This window comes from Qipengyuania vesicularis, assembly GCF_019711415.1.
In the GTDB taxonomy this organism is placed as follows: domain Bacteria; phylum Pseudomonadota; class Alphaproteobacteria; order Sphingomonadales; family Sphingomonadaceae; genus Qipengyuania; species Qipengyuania vesicularis.
The window spans coordinates 61,280-73,809 of record NZ_JAIGNJ010000004.1 but is presented as its reverse complement, the minus strand read 5'-3'; the positions used below and the strand labels follow the sequence as shown (position 1 = coordinate 73,809).

Below are 12,530 nucleotides of genomic sequence, written 5' to 3'. Positions count from 1 at the left end.
TTCCTCAGCCCAGCACCCCGGCACTCGCCAGCACCGCAAGCGTCAGCACATCGGGGGCGATCGAAGTCATTGGTGCGATCTGCACCGGCTTCTCGCTGCCGATCATCATCGGGCCGATGGTGGTCTCCCCGCCCAGCTCGCGCAGCAGCTTGGCCGAGAGATTGGCCGATTGCAGCCCGGGCATGACAAGCACGTTGGCGGGCCCCGACAGGCGGCTGAAGGGATAGAGGTCCATCACCTTTCGGTTAAGCGCGGCATCGGGCGCCATCTCGCCTTCATACTCGAAATCGACCGTGTCGTCGGCATCGAGCAGCGCCACTGCATCGCGGATGTTCGCCAGCCATTGGCCGGAAGGGTTGCCGAAGGTCGAATAAGACATGAAGGCGACCCGCGGCTCGTGCCCCATGCGGCGCGCCACCGTGGCGGTTTCCTTGGCAATATGCGCCAGTTGCGCTGCGCTCGGGCGTTCGTTGATCGTGGTGTCGGCGAGGAATGTCGTCTGGTTCTTGCCGATCATCATGTGGATGCCGAACTGCGTTGCGCCCGGCTTGGGATCGATGACCCGCGCCACTTCGCGCGCTGTCTGCGCGAAAGTGCGGGTCAGCCCCGAAACCATGCCGTCGCCATGGCCGAGCGCCACCAGCAGGGCGGCGAAGACGTTGCGCTCCTGGTTCACCATGCGGCCCACGTCTCGCTCGGTATAGCCGCGGCGCTGGAGGCGTTTGTAGAGATAGTCGACCATCGCGGGGACCTTGTCCGACACGGCCGAATTCTCGATGATCCAGTCGTCCGGATCGTCCACCGCCAGTTCGACCAGCTTTTCACGCACTTTCTCGGTGCGGCCGACAAGGATCGGCTCGCCATAGCCATAGTCGCGGAACTGGATCGCAGCGCGCAATGCCACGTCTTCCTCGGCCTCTGCAAAAACCATCCGCTTCGGATTGTTGCGCGCCATTTCGTAGATGTTGGTGAGCGCACCGGTGGTCGGGTTGAGCCGGGCTTTCAGTTCGTGGCGATAGGCGTCGAAATCCTCGATCTGTGCCTGAGCTACGCCCGTATCCATGGCAGCCTTGGCGACCGCGGATGATACGACTTCCATCAGGCGCGGATCGAAGGGTGCGGGGATGATATATTCCTCGCCGAACTGGTGGGTGACGCCATAGGCCGCCGCCACTTCCTCGGGCACGCGTTCGCGCGCGAGTTCGGCGATGGCCTTGGCCGCGGCGATCTTCATTTCCTCGTTGATCGCGGTGGCCTGCACGTCGAGCGCGCCCCGGAAGATGAATGGAAAGCCGAGGACGTTGTTGACCTGGTTCGGGAAATCGCTGCGCCCGGTCGCGATGATCGCATCGGGGCGCACGGCCTTCGCCTCGTCCGGCATGATCTCGGGCGTTGGGTTGGCCATGGCGAAGATGATCGGCCTGTCAGCCATCTTCTCGACCCATTCCGGCTTGAGCGCACCTGCCGCCGACAGGCCGAGGAAGACATCGGCGCCCTCAAGCGCTTCCTCGAGGCTGCGATGCGGCGTTTCCACTGCATGGGCGCTCTTCCACTGGTCGACATTTTCGCGGCCTGGATAGATGGGGCCGGCACGGTCGCAGACGATGACGTTCTCGTGCCGCACGCCCATCGCCTTGATCAGTGCGGTACAGGCGAGTGCCGAGGCACCGGCACCATTCACCACCATCCTCACATCTTCGAGCTTGCGGCCCGTTAGATGACAAGCGTTGATCAAGCCCGCCGCCGATATGATCGCCGTGCCATGCTGGTCGTCATGCATGACCGGGATATTCATCTTCTCGCGCAGCGCCTGCTCGATGATGAAGCACTCGGGCGCGGCGATGTCTTCCAGGTTGATGCCTCCGAAGCTTGGCTCCATCAGCGCGACCGCATTGATGAAGGCTTCGGGATCTTCCGTATCGAGTTCGAGGTCGATCGAATCGACATCGGCGAAACGCTTGAACAGCACCGCCTTGCCTTCCATCACCGGCTTGGAAGCCAGCGCACCCAGATTGCCGAGTCCAAGGATGGCGGTGCCGTTGGAGATCACCGCGACAAGGTTCGATCGAGCGGTGTAGCGCGCGGCATCCTGCGGATTTTGGGCAATCGCTTCCACCGGAGCGGCGACACCGGGTGAATAGGCCAGCGCAAGGTCGCGCTGCGTCGCCATGGGCTTGGAGGCAATGATCTCGATCTTACCGGGGCGGATCGTTTCGTGGTAGAACAGCGCCTCGCGCGCGTTGAAACCGCTCTGCTTTTCTTCGGCCATCTGGGTCCTCATAGCTCCTTGGGGATGCCCCTAAGAGGATTTTGCGAGAAGTCATAGGGGAAAGGCCACGTGGCCCGACTCCCGAATCGGCAGGCTGGCCGCTACGGCAAAGTGATGGCCGGTCAACCCACTCCGATGATGCAGCAATATCTCGCCCTGAAGCGAGAGGCAGGTGATGCGCTGCTGTTCTACCGGATGGGGGATTTCTTCGAACTCTTCTTCGACGATGCAAAGGTCGCCTCGGGCGTTCTGGACATCGCGCTGACGACGCGCGGCGAGCATGACGGCGAGCCCGTGCCGATGTGCGGCGTGCCGGTGCACTCTGCGGAAGGCTACCTAGCCCGGCTGATCAAGGGCGGCTGCCGGGTCGCAATTGCCGAGCAGACCGAAACGCCCGATGAGGCAAAAGAACGCGCGAAGCGCGAGGGCTCGCCCGTTTCGAAGGCGCTTGTCGCGCGCGATATCGTGCGCTTCGTCACCGCCGGTACGCTTACCGAGGAAGCGCTGCTCGAACCGCGCCGTGCGAACCTGCTGGTAGCGATCGCTCCTGTGCGCGACCGGGTGGGCATCGCGGCCTGCGATATCTCGACCGGACGGATGGAACTCGAGGACTGCGCCTCCGACCGCCTCGACGCGGTGCTGGCCCGGCTCGGTGCGAGCGAAGTGGTCGCTCCCGACGATTGGGACGATCCGGCAGGCGAAATCATCCCTCGCCCCCGCCACGATTTCCGCAGCGATGATGGCGAAGCAAGGCTGAAACAGCTGCACGGCCTTGCGACCCTCGACGGGCTTGGCGATTTCTCGCGCCCCATGCTGGCGGCGGCGGCGGGCTTGATCGCCTATCTCGACCATGCCGGGCGCGGGCAGCTGCCTTTCCTGCTCCCCCCGGTGGGGCGCGGTAGCGGCGAGCACCTCGCGATGGATGCCGCGACGCGTAGCAGCCTCGAGATACTTGCCGCGCAGAATGGTGGGCGCGAGGGAAGCCTCGTCGCCTGTGTCGATCGCTGCGCGACCGGCGCCGGTGCCCGTCAGCTAGCTGAGGACCTTGCCGCGCCGCTGGCCGACATCGCCGCTATCGAGATGCGGCTTGCGAGCGTGCAGCATTTCCACGCCGACCCGCTGCTGCGAGCAGATATCCGCGCGGTGATGCGCCAGGCTCCCGATATCGGTCGCGCGCTCGGGCGGATTGTCGCCGGACGCGGCAGCCCGCGCGACCTCGGCCAGATCCGTGACGGCCTTTCCGAGGCACGCCGAGTGCGCGACATGCTCTCTGCCAGCGCGGATTTGCCGCCGCTGCTCACCCGCACCACCGATGCGCTGGGCGGTCATGCCGCTCTGGTCGATCACCTCGCCCGCGCGCTCGTCCCCTCCCCGCCGACCGAACGCAGCCAGGGCGGATTCATTGCCAGCGGCTATGACCACGCGCTCGACGCACTGCGCGAAACGAGCGGGAATGCCCGCAAGGCCATCGCCGCGCTCGAGGCGAGATATCGCGAGGAAACGGACACCGCCTCGCTCAAGATCAAGCACAACAAGGTGCTGGGTTACTTCATCGAGGTGCCCGCAAAGCACGGCGACAAGCTGATGGCAGCCGACAGCGGCTTCACCCATCGCCAGACCATGGCGGGCGCCGTGCGGTTCAACTCGGTCGGGCTGCACGAGGAGGCCAGCCGCATCGCCGAGGCGGGCGCGCATGCGCTCGCGGCCGAGGAAGCGCATTTCGAAGAGCTGGTGGGCGAGGTCGTGGCGACGCGCGAGGCAATCGCTGCGACTGCCGCCGCCCTCGCCCGGATCGATGTCAGCGCGGCACTGGCGGAACGCGCCGCCGAAGCCGACTGGGTCCGCCCTGAAATACTCGACGAGCCGTGCCTTGAGGTGACAGGGGGCCGCCACCCGGTTGTCGAACAGGCACTCGCGAAGACTGGCGAACGCTTCGTGGCCAACGACTGCGCGCTCGGCCGCGATGACCGCCTGTGGCTGATCGGTGGACCGAACATGGGCGGTAAATCGACCTTCCTGCGGCAGAACGCGCTGATCATGTTGCTGGCGCAGGCGGGCAGCTTCGTGCCTGCGACGTCTGCGCGCATCGGCATTGCAGACCGCCTCTTCAGTCGTGTCGGCGCCTCGGATAACCTCGCTCGAGGGCGCTCGACCTTCATGGTCGAAATGGTCGAAACCGCTGCCATCCTGAGCCAGGCAACTGATCGCAGCTTTGTCATCCTCGACGAAGTCGGACGCGGCACCTCGACCTATGACGGCATGGCGCTGGCCTGGGCCGTTGTCGAGGCGGTGCACGAGCAACTCAAGTGCCGCTGCCTGTTCGCAACGCATTATCACGAGCTCTCGCGCCTGGCGGAGACCTGCGATGCGCTCAGCCTCCACCATGTCCGCGCACGCGAATGGAAGGGCGATCTCGTGTTGTTGCACGAACTGGCGAAAGGAGCCGCGGACCGTAGTTATGGCCTATCGGTCGCAAAGCTCGCCGGTGTGCCCTCGCCGGTCATCAAGCGCGCTAAGGCTGTGCTCGACAAGCTGGAGAAGGGCCGCGCAGAGACAGGTGGTTTGGCAGCGGGCCTGGGCGATTTGCCGCTCTTCGCCGTCAGTGCTCAGGCAGCCGATGAAAGGACCGACAGCCTGCGCGAGGCGCTCATGGCGCTCGACCTCGACTCGCTGTCACCCCGCGAGGCGCTGGATCAGCTCTACGCACTGAGGGCGGAAAGCGAAAAAAGCCAATCTTAACCAATAGTGCGTAGGCCAGGGCGCATGAAGATGCGCACCACCCTGCTGATCCTTGCCGGGCTCTTTGTCATGTCCGGCGGAATGCTTTTCGCCATGTCGACGCTGTTCAGCCGCGATGCCCAGATGCGCGACGCATCGCTGGATTTCGCCGCCGAACATCAGGCAGAGTTCACGCAAACGCGCACTTCGCAGCCCTCCGATGCCGAGCCGCAGACTGAGGAAGAAGCGATCGCCGCCATGGATGAGGCCCCGTCGCTGGATGAATGGTACTCTTCTGCCGTCGGAACCGCGGACGAACCTTTCGATCCCTCCCCCGAGGAGGACGACTTCTTCATCAGCGACGCGGAGCCCACAATCGACCTCGACGACGAGGACGATCCGGAAATTTTCTAGTCACTGCAAAGCAAGGACCGGTGCAGTCACCACCGGATCATAGCTCTGCAAGCTGGCAATCAGCTGCCGTCGCCGCGTAGCCCGTCTGGGTTGTGGCCCTTGCCATACTTGTCGACATTGTCGTCGTGGTTGGGCTCGCCGCGATAGGCGTCCATGTCGATCCGGCCCGAGCTTTCCATGTCGCGCATGTGGTCGATGGTATCCTGGGTGGAATCGCCCATCAATCCGGACTGGTTAGGTCCCTTCCCGCTTTCGGTTGGCGAGCGGGTCTCCGAGGTCAGCTGCTCCGCCTGCTGCGCCACTTCCTGCGCCTGGCTGCGATGGTCGTCCTGCTCGTCATTATGCGTTTCGGGCGCGAGGCCCGACTGGCGCATTTCCTGGCTCTCTGGCTTGCGGTCGGTCATGCAAATTCTCCTTTGCATAACCAACGGGCGGCGGCCCCGCAGGGTTCCTAGCGGGTGGGAACAGGCGCCTCGCCCGAATAGTCGTAGAAGCCGCGCCCGGTCTTGCGACCCATCCAGCCAGCCTCAACATATTTAACGAGCAGCGGCGCGGGCCGGTACTTGGTGTCACGCGTGGTCTTGTAGAGCACCATCAGGATGTCGAGACAGGTGTCCAGACCTACGAAATCAGCCAGCTGCAGCGGGCCCATCGGGTGGTTGAGGCCGAGACGGCAGCCCTTGTCGATATCCTCGATCCCGGCGGTCGACTGGCCCAGCACGAAGATCGCCTCGTTGATCATCGGAAGCAGGATGCGGTTGACGACGAAGCCCGGCTCGTCCTGGCTCAGCACCACTTCCTTGCCCAGCGCCTCGGCGAAGGCTTTGGTCCGCTCGGTCGTCTCCGCGGCAGTGGCGAGACCGGGGATGACCTCGATCAGGCCCATCACGGGTACCGGATTGAAGAAGTGCAGGCCGATGAAGCGCGCCGGGTCGGGCGAGTAATTCGCCATGCGCGTGATCGGGATCGAGCTGGTGTTCGACGCCATGATCGCATCGGCGGCCAGCTTCTGACCGGCCTTCTCGAAGATCGCCTTCTTGATCTCCTCCCGCTCGGTCGCAGCCTCGATGATGAAGCCTGCCTCGTCCATGCGATCGTAGTCGCCGACCGGCGTGATGCGCTTCATTGCGGCCTCGGCCTCGGCGATCTCGATCTTGCCGCGTCCGACGAGCTTGCCGAAGGCCTTGTCGATACCGGCGACCGATTTCTCGGCCACTTCGAGGCTCACATCGGCCAGCAGCACATCCATGCCGTGCTGTGCGATCGTCTGGGCGATGCCGGAGCCCATCTGGCCCGCACCGATAATGGCGATCGTCTTGCTCATCGAAAATTCCTTCGCACCTGCAGCAAAGCGCGAGGGCTTAGCGAGCGCGAGAGGGCTTGGCTAGCGGCCAGTTAGCGGTTTTGGCCCGGAATCCACTTCACGTCGCCCGCCCCGCCATCATTGGCCACGCGCGCCAGCACGAAAAGGTAGTCGGAGAGGCGGTTGATATAGGCCAGCGCCTGGGGATTGGTCGGCTCGGCTCCTGCCATGGCGGTCATGGCGCGTTCGGCACGTCGGGCAGCGGCACGGGCGATATGCAGCCGCGCTGCTTCTTCGCCCCCGCCGGGCAGAATGAAGCTGGTGAGTGGTTCGAGATCGGCGTTGAGCGCGTCGATGGCCTGCTCGAGCCATTCGACCTGCGCGGACACGATCCGCAAGACCATTTCCGAGGGCGTAAAATCCTCGCCCTCGGCAGCGGGCGTGGCCAGATCAGCCCCAAGATCGAACAGATCGTTCTGGATGCGGAATAGCGCCTGGGCGTGATCGCTTCCCGCCAGCGCAACGGCAGCATGGCCGAGCGCGGAATTGGCCTCGTCGACCGCGCCGATCGCTTCCATCCGCGCAGCGTGCTTGGGCAGGCGTGATTTGTCTACGAGACCCGTCGTCCCGTCATCGCCGGTGCGGGTGTAGATCTTGGTGAGCTTGACCAAGGTCGCGCCGTCAGTTGGCGACGGCCAGCAGGACGGCAATCACGACAATCGCCAGCGCCTGCCATTTGACGCGCGCCATCATGGCGCGGTTCTGCTTGAGCTGCATCTCGGTCGCGTCGACCTGTTGGCCGCTCTCGAGATCGACCTTGGTGCTTTTCAGGAAAGCTACCACTCCGCGAACGAGCGAGACGACCACCATGACCATGGCAGCGAGCAGGATAATGACGAAGAATGTGTTCATGGCGTCTATCTAGGCACTTGCGAGCGTAATTCCAGCCGGGAATCGACCGGCCCGCAATTGCCCGGCAAGTTCGCGCCCGTCTTCCCCGGCCTTGCGACGATTGGCGAGACTGGGCGAATTGCGCCGCTTGGCGAGCTTCTCGCCATCGTCCCCGATGAGGATCGGATGGTGGTGCCAGGTTGGCACCGGCAGGTGCAGCAGCTCCTGCAACACGCGGTGGACATGCGTCATCGCGAAGAGGTCCTGTCCGCGCGTGACCAGGGTTACGCCGTCCGCGGCATCGTCGAGCGTTGCAGCGAGATGATAGCTGGCGGGCGCATCCTTCCTCACCAGCACGACATCGCCGAAGACACGCGGATCGGCGATCTGGGTACCGTTCGTCTCGTCTTCCCAGAACAGCTCGCCAACTTCGGCCATGGCCCGGTCGGCGTCGAGCCGCAGGGCGATCGGCTTGTCCATCACGAGCGAGCGCCCCTTGCATGTCCCCGGATAGATCGCCCCATCGGGCCCAATCCGCGGCTTGAGCGCCTGGATCTCACTGCGCGTACAGCTGCAGGGATAGAGCAGCCCCCGGTGCAGCAGGTCGCGCGCGACCTCTTCATAGGCCTCAAGGCGGGTCGATTGCTGCGGGACCTCCTCCCACTCCAGTCCGAGCCAGGCGAGGTCCTCTCGAAATTCCTCGGCCTTTTCGGGCAGCGACCGGCTGCCGTCGATGTCCTCGACGCGCAACAGGAACCGCCCTCCCCGCTCCTTCGCGATATCATGCGCGACAATCGCCGAATAGGCATGGCCGAGGTGCAGCGAGCCGTTGGGGCTTGGGGCGAAGCGGGTAACCACCATGACAGCCTCCTAACGCGCAGCTTGTGGATATGCACGGCATAAGCCTGTGGAAAGGCAGTGTGTAACAGTCTTGACGCGGAATCCTGCAAATGGATGTATCGGCACAGAGATCGGGAGGGACGCAACGTGTTCAGGGCCGAACTGCTTGAAAGAGCCGCAAGGTTCCGCTCCGCGGCGGAGGATCCGACCCGCAATCTCCAGTCCTGCCCCTCGCTGGTTCTCAATGCGGATTACACGCCGCTGTCCTATTACCCGCTGAGCCTGTGGCCCTGGCAGACCGCGATCAAGGCGATCTTCCTCGACCGGGTGGACGTGATCGCGACCTATGACCGCGAGGTCCATTCGCCCAATCTCGACATGAAGATCCCCAGCGTGATCGCGCTGAAGCAGTATGTGAAGCCGAGCGAGTTCCCCGCCTTCACCCGCTTCAACCTGTTCCTGCGCGACCGCTTCGCCTGCCAGTTCTGCGGCAGCATGGATAACCTCACTTTCGACCACGTCGTCCCGCGCCGGTTGGGCGGCAAAACGACCTGGGAGAACATCGCCACAGCCTGCGCGCCCTGCAACATGAAGAAGGGCGGCCGCACGCCCAAGCAGGCGGGCATGCAGCTTTATTCCGAGCCGATCCGCCCGACGCACTGGCAGCTGCAACAGCACGGCAAGATGTTCCCGCCGAACTACCTCCACGAGACATGGCGGGACTGGCTCTATTGGGACATCGAGCTGGAGGAGTGATCCGTTCAGTTTGGCGCATCCAAAGCTGAATTTTGGAACGCTTGGAACACAGTCCTGAAACAAGAAACCGACACAATAGCAAACTCCCGTGTCTCGGAGCGGGGTCGCGAAGGATTGTCCAGTCGGCATGGCGCGGTGCTGGCATTAATGGAGCGGTGTAGGACAGAAGTTTCCGAATGGCGGCTTCCGACCCGATTGCGGACAATCGCCGCTTACTTTTCATCAGCGTCAGCCAATCGAACCCGTTGTTCAATCAAGTTGCCGATCCTAAGGCGTTCAGAGAAACGGTCGGAACGCGTCGCGAGTGGTATTGGGAGCAACGATCCATCCTTAAGTGTCAGAGTTACTTCTTTCGACATTTGACCGGACTTTTCCTGCTTGAGCTCTTCGGTCCCATGATAGCTTGTGGCTTCGATTTCTGAGAAGGGAATGAACCGGGCTTCACGGTCTGGGTCGATCAGCAGTCCATCGACACAAAAGCTGAGTATACGACTACCATCGTCGGAGAGATAAGAAGCCACTGCTAAAAACTCTCCGCGTGCTTCTTCTTCGCGCAAGTCCGGTGCTAGCCGCCGAAGGCGAGCAAGAAGCGCATCCCCGCGCTCAGTACTCTTGTGAGTCTTCATCGCATCAGCCTAAGTAGTCGAAAGTCTGCATTCCACCCATCAGCAGACCTAGGTAACCGCGGCTCGCTTGCGGAATTCCTCGCGCCGCCATTCGCCGCTCGTCAGCACTTCGGCCATGTGCCGCGTAGCCTCAGCCATGTCTTCGAAGCACAAATAGGCCGGCGCGAAGCCGAAGCGGAGGATGTCGGGGTCGCGGAAGTCGCCGATGACGCCGCGGGCGATCAGGGCCTGGCAGATTGCGTAGGCTTCGGGATGGCGGAAGGAGAGCTGGCTGCCGCGTTGTGCCGGACCGGTCGGACTAACGAGCTCGAGGTCGATGCCGCGCTCGGCAAGGCACTGGCGGAAGAATTCGGACAGCTTCTGCGACTTGGCATAGAGCCGCTCGACGCCGATTTCGGCGATGAGGTCTACGCCCACCTCCAGCGCAGCAAGGCCCAGGATGCCGGGCGTACCGCAGAGCAGGCGTTCGATGCCCGGTGCGGGCGCGTAATCGTCGCTGAAGGCGAAGGGTCTGGCGTGGCCCATCCAGCCGGACAGGGGTTGCTGCGTGGCCGCGATGCGCCGCTCGGCCACGAAGGCATAGGCCGGCGCGCCGGGGCCACCGTTGAGGTATTTGTAGCCGCAGCCGACCGCGAAATCCGCCTCGCAAGCGCCGAGATCGACGGGTAGCGCGCCGCCCGAATGCGACAAGTCCCACAATACCAGCGCGCCCGCATCATGCGCCGCGCGGGTCAGCTCTGCCATGTCGAAGAGTTCGCCTGTCTTGTAATGCGCATGGGTGAGGAGCAGCAGCGCAACATCGTCGCCCAGCGCTTCCATGAGCCGGTCGCGCGGGGCCAGTCGCCGCTCGGCAAGGCCCTGGGTCTCCAGCCCCTCGATCATGTAGATGTCTGTCGGGAAGTTACCCGGTTCGCTCAGCACCACCTTCCGGCCGGGACGCATCGCCAGCCCCGCCGAGATCAGCTTGAAGAGGTTCACCGAGACGCTGTCGCAGGCAATCACCTCGTGCGGCTGCGCGCCGATCAGCGGGGCGATCTTGGCGCCGATCCTGGCGGGCAGGTCGATCCAGCCGGCGGTGTTCCAGCTGCGGATCAGGTCCTGACCCCATTCGCCGCGCACGACCTCCTCCAGCCGCGCAGGCGTGGCGCTGGGCAGGCACCCGAGCGAATTGCCGTCGAGATAGATCACCCCCTCGGGCACGAGAAAGCGCTCGCGGTATTCCGCCAGCGGATCGCCCGCATCGAGCACTCTTGCCCGGTCAAGCATCGGGCAGCTCGCGCAGGATGGCGCGGCACAGCCCTGCATCGCCCCCGCCGACCTTGAGCGGGAGGGCGATCAGTTCGTAGCGACCCTCTTCCACGTCATCGAGCACCAGACCTTCGAGAATGCGCATGTCGTGCTTCAGCACCGCGTGATGCGCGTCCATCGTCTTCGATTCCTGCGGATCTACGCTGGGCGCGTCGGTGCCGATCAGCTTCACACCGTGCAGCGCCAGCCATTCGACGGTCTCGGCAGCAATCGGCAGCCAGTCGCTCCGCCACGCGTCATGCGGGAAGGCATCCCAGGTGCGGAAGAGCACGCGGTCGACGCTTTCGATATGCGGCAGGTCGGCGACGTCCACCTCGCCCGTAACACCGCGCGCATCCACCACGAGACAGGTCCCGATATAGGGATCGAGCTCCATGCTCGCCGCATCGAGCCCATCCTCGGCATAGTGCAGCGGCGCATCGGCATGTGTGCCCGAGTGCGTGCTCATGGTCATCTTGCCCACATTGACCGGCGAACCTTCGTCCATCCGCCAGGTCCGCTCGAAAGCGAACGCGGTATCGCCGGGCCACACCGGCAAGCCGGGACGAAGCACCTGGCTGATGTCCCAGATACGGCGACTGCTCTTCCACGAGCTCACAGCGCGGTCCTCACGCTGAGGAGTTCGGGGAAGAAGGCCGCTTTGAGCACGCCCGCAAGATAGGGGACGCCCGGCGTACCGCCGGTTCCCTTCTTGAAGCCGATGATCCGCTCGACCGTTTTTAGATGGCCGAAACGCCAGCGCTGGAAATGGTACTCGAGATCGACCAGCTTCTCCGCCAGCTCGTAGAGATCCCAATATTCCTTCGGGTCGCGATAGATCTGCGCCCAAGCCGCCTCGACAGCGGGCGAATGCTCCCACGCGCTCGCCTCGTCGCGATCGAGCACCTCGGCCGGTATGTCGAACCCGCGCCGCGCCAGCAGCGCCACCGCCTCGGCATAGATGCTCTTGCGCGTCAGTTCTGCGCGCAGGCCCGCCGCTACCTCGGGCGTCGCCTCATGCATGGTGATCATGTCCGGATTGCGTCCGCCGAGGAGGAATTCCATCATCCGGTATTGCGCGCTCTGGAACCCGCTCGATCCGCCCAGATGCGGGCGGATGGTCGAGTAGTCGTGCGGCGTCATCGTGCTCAGAACATCCCAGCTCTGGATCAGCTGGCCCTGGGCGCGCGCCACGCGGGCGAGCATCTTGAACGAGGGGCGCAGCCGGTCGGCACGGATGCACTCGCGCGCTTCGGTCAGTTCATGGAGGCATAGCTTGAGCCACAGCTCACTTGCCTGGTGGACGATGATGAAGAGCATCTCGTCATGCGCATCGCTGGCAGGGTGCTGCGCGGCGAGGATACGTTCGAGGTCGAGATAGCTCGAATAGGTTACGTCGGATGCCATGGGCGAGAGCCCTAGCGCG

Annotated in this window: 13 protein-coding genes; 3 read left to right on the top strand and 10 right to left on the bottom strand. The window is 63.9% G+C overall.

Going from position 1 to position 12,530, the window contains the following annotated elements:
- Positions 1-4 precede the first annotated feature (4 nt).
- Complete coding sequence (locus K3146_RS12280; protein WP_221546605.1) at positions 5-2,269, bottom strand: NADP-dependent malic enzyme; 2,265 nt, start codon at positions 2,267-2,269, stop codon at positions 5-7.
- A 114-nt stretch (positions 2,270-2,383) separates the two neighbouring features.
- Here K3146_RS12280 and mutS point away from each other — a divergent pair, with 114 nt between their 5' ends.
- Together mutS and K3146_RS12270 are read left to right on the top strand one after the other, a co-directional pair.
- Complete coding sequence (gene mutS / locus K3146_RS12275; RefSeq protein ID WP_221546817.1) at positions 2,384-5,008, top strand: DNA mismatch repair protein MutS; 2,625 nt, start codon at positions 2,384-2,386, stop codon at positions 5,006-5,008.
- 24 nt (positions 5,009-5,032) lie between these two features.
- Positions 5,033-5,401: a hypothetical protein gene (locus K3146_RS12270; protein ID WP_221546604.1), complete on the top strand. Its 369-nt coding sequence runs from the start codon at positions 5,033-5,035 to the stop codon at positions 5,399-5,401.
- A 59-nt stretch (positions 5,402-5,460) separates the two neighbouring features.
- Here the strand turns inward: K3146_RS12270 and K3146_RS12265 are convergent, their stop codons facing one another.
- From K3146_RS12265 to gluQRS, 5 genes are all read right to left on the bottom strand, one after another.
- On the bottom strand, positions 5,461-5,805 hold the full coding sequence (locus tag K3146_RS12265) for a hypothetical protein (RefSeq protein WP_221546603.1): 345 nt from the start codon (positions 5,803-5,805) through the stop codon (positions 5,461-5,463).
- A gap of 47 nt (positions 5,806-5,852) precedes the next feature.
- The gene (locus tag K3146_RS12260; RefSeq protein WP_221546602.1) at positions 5,853-6,725 is read right to left on the bottom strand and encodes a 3-hydroxyacyl-CoA dehydrogenase NAD-binding domain-containing protein; all 873 of its coding nucleotides are present in this window, start codon (positions 6,723-6,725) and stop codon (positions 5,853-5,855) included.
- A gap of 71 nt (positions 6,726-6,796) precedes the next feature.
- The gene (locus K3146_RS12255) at positions 6,797-7,375 is read right to left on the bottom strand and encodes a cob(I)yrinic acid a,c-diamide adenosyltransferase (protein WP_221546601.1); all 579 of its coding nucleotides are present in this window, start codon (positions 7,373-7,375) and stop codon (positions 6,797-6,799) included.
- Positions 7,376-7,385: 10 nt separating this feature from the next.
- Positions 7,386-7,616 (bottom strand): HIG1 domain-containing protein, encoded by a 231-nt coding sequence (locus K3146_RS12250; RefSeq protein ID WP_221546600.1) that lies wholly within the window; start codon positions 7,614-7,616, stop codon positions 7,386-7,388.
- Between the two features lie 9 nt (positions 7,617-7,625).
- A complete protein-coding gene (gene gluQRS / locus K3146_RS12245) occupies positions 7,626-8,456 on the bottom strand; it encodes a tRNA glutamyl-Q(34) synthetase GluQRS (protein ID WP_221546599.1) in 831 nt (276 codons plus the stop codon).
- A gap of 126 nt (positions 8,457-8,582) precedes the next feature.
- Here gluQRS and K3146_RS12240 point away from each other — a divergent pair, with 126 nt between their 5' ends.
- Positions 8,583-9,191, top strand: coding sequence for an HNH endonuclease (locus K3146_RS12240; protein ID WP_221546598.1), 609 nt, complete (start codon positions 8,583-8,585; stop codon positions 9,189-9,191).
- 212 nt (positions 9,192-9,403) lie between these two features.
- Here K3146_RS12240 and K3146_RS12235 read toward each other — a convergent pair whose 3' ends face one another.
- Genes K3146_RS12235 through K3146_RS12220 form a run of 4 tightly spaced genes read right to left on the bottom strand, consistent with a single transcriptional unit; the run spans position 9,404 to position 12,511 of the window.
- Positions 9,404-9,817, bottom strand: coding sequence for a hypothetical protein (locus K3146_RS12235; RefSeq protein ID WP_221546597.1), 414 nt, complete (start codon positions 9,815-9,817; stop codon positions 9,404-9,406).
- A gap of 48 nt (positions 9,818-9,865) precedes the next feature.
- Positions 9,866-11,083 (bottom strand): kynureninase, encoded by a 1,218-nt coding sequence (kynU, locus tag K3146_RS12230; RefSeq protein WP_221546596.1) that lies wholly within the window; start codon positions 11,081-11,083, stop codon positions 9,866-9,868.
- A complete protein-coding gene (gene kynB, locus K3146_RS12225; RefSeq protein WP_221546595.1) occupies positions 11,076-11,723 on the bottom strand; it encodes an arylformamidase in 648 nt (215 codons plus the stop codon). The genes kynU and kynB overlap by 8 nt, the downstream gene beginning before the upstream one ends.
- Positions 11,720-12,511, bottom strand: coding sequence for a tryptophan 2,3-dioxygenase (locus K3146_RS12220; RefSeq protein ID WP_221546594.1), 792 nt, complete (start codon positions 12,509-12,511; stop codon positions 11,720-11,722). Before K3146_RS12220 ends, kynB begins: the two co-directional genes overlap by 4 nt.
- Between the last annotated feature and the right edge of the window lie 19 nt (positions 12,512-12,530).

Coding starts and splice junctions, on each gene's coding strand:
- K3146_RS12280 (WP_221546605.1), bottom strand. CDS start 2,269: ATGGCCGAAGAAAAGCAGAGCGGTTTCAACGCGCGCGAGGCGCTGTTC.
- K3146_RS12270 (WP_221546604.1), top strand. CDS start 5,033: ATGAAGATGCGCACCACCCTGCTGATCCTTGCCGGGCTCTTTGTCATG.
- kynU (WP_221546596.1), bottom strand. CDS start 11,083: ATGCTTGACCGGGCAAGAGTGCTCGATGCGGGCGATCCGCTGGCGGAA.
- gluQRS (WP_221546599.1), bottom strand. CDS start 8,456: ATGGTGGTTACCCGCTTCGCCCCAAGCCCCAACGGCTCGCTGCACCTC.
- K3146_RS12265 (WP_221546603.1), bottom strand. CDS start 5,805: ATGACCGACCGCAAGCCAGAGAGCCAGGAAATGCGCCAGTCGGGCCTC.
- K3146_RS12220 (WP_221546594.1), bottom strand. CDS start 12,511: ATGGCATCCGACGTAACCTATTCGAGCTATCTCGACCTCGAACGTATC.
- mutS (WP_221546817.1), top strand. CDS start 2,384: ATGGCCGGTCAACCCACTCCGATGATGCAGCAATATCTCGCCCTGAAG.
- K3146_RS12260 (WP_221546602.1), bottom strand. CDS start 6,725: ATGAGCAAGACGATCGCCATTATCGGTGCGGGCCAGATGGGCTCCGGC.
- K3146_RS12235 (WP_221546597.1), bottom strand. CDS start 9,817: ATGAAGACTCACAAGAGTACTGAGCGCGGGGATGCGCTTCTTGCTCGC.
- K3146_RS12250 (WP_221546600.1), bottom strand. CDS start 7,616: ATGAACACATTCTTCGTCATTATCCTGCTCGCTGCCATGGTCATGGTG.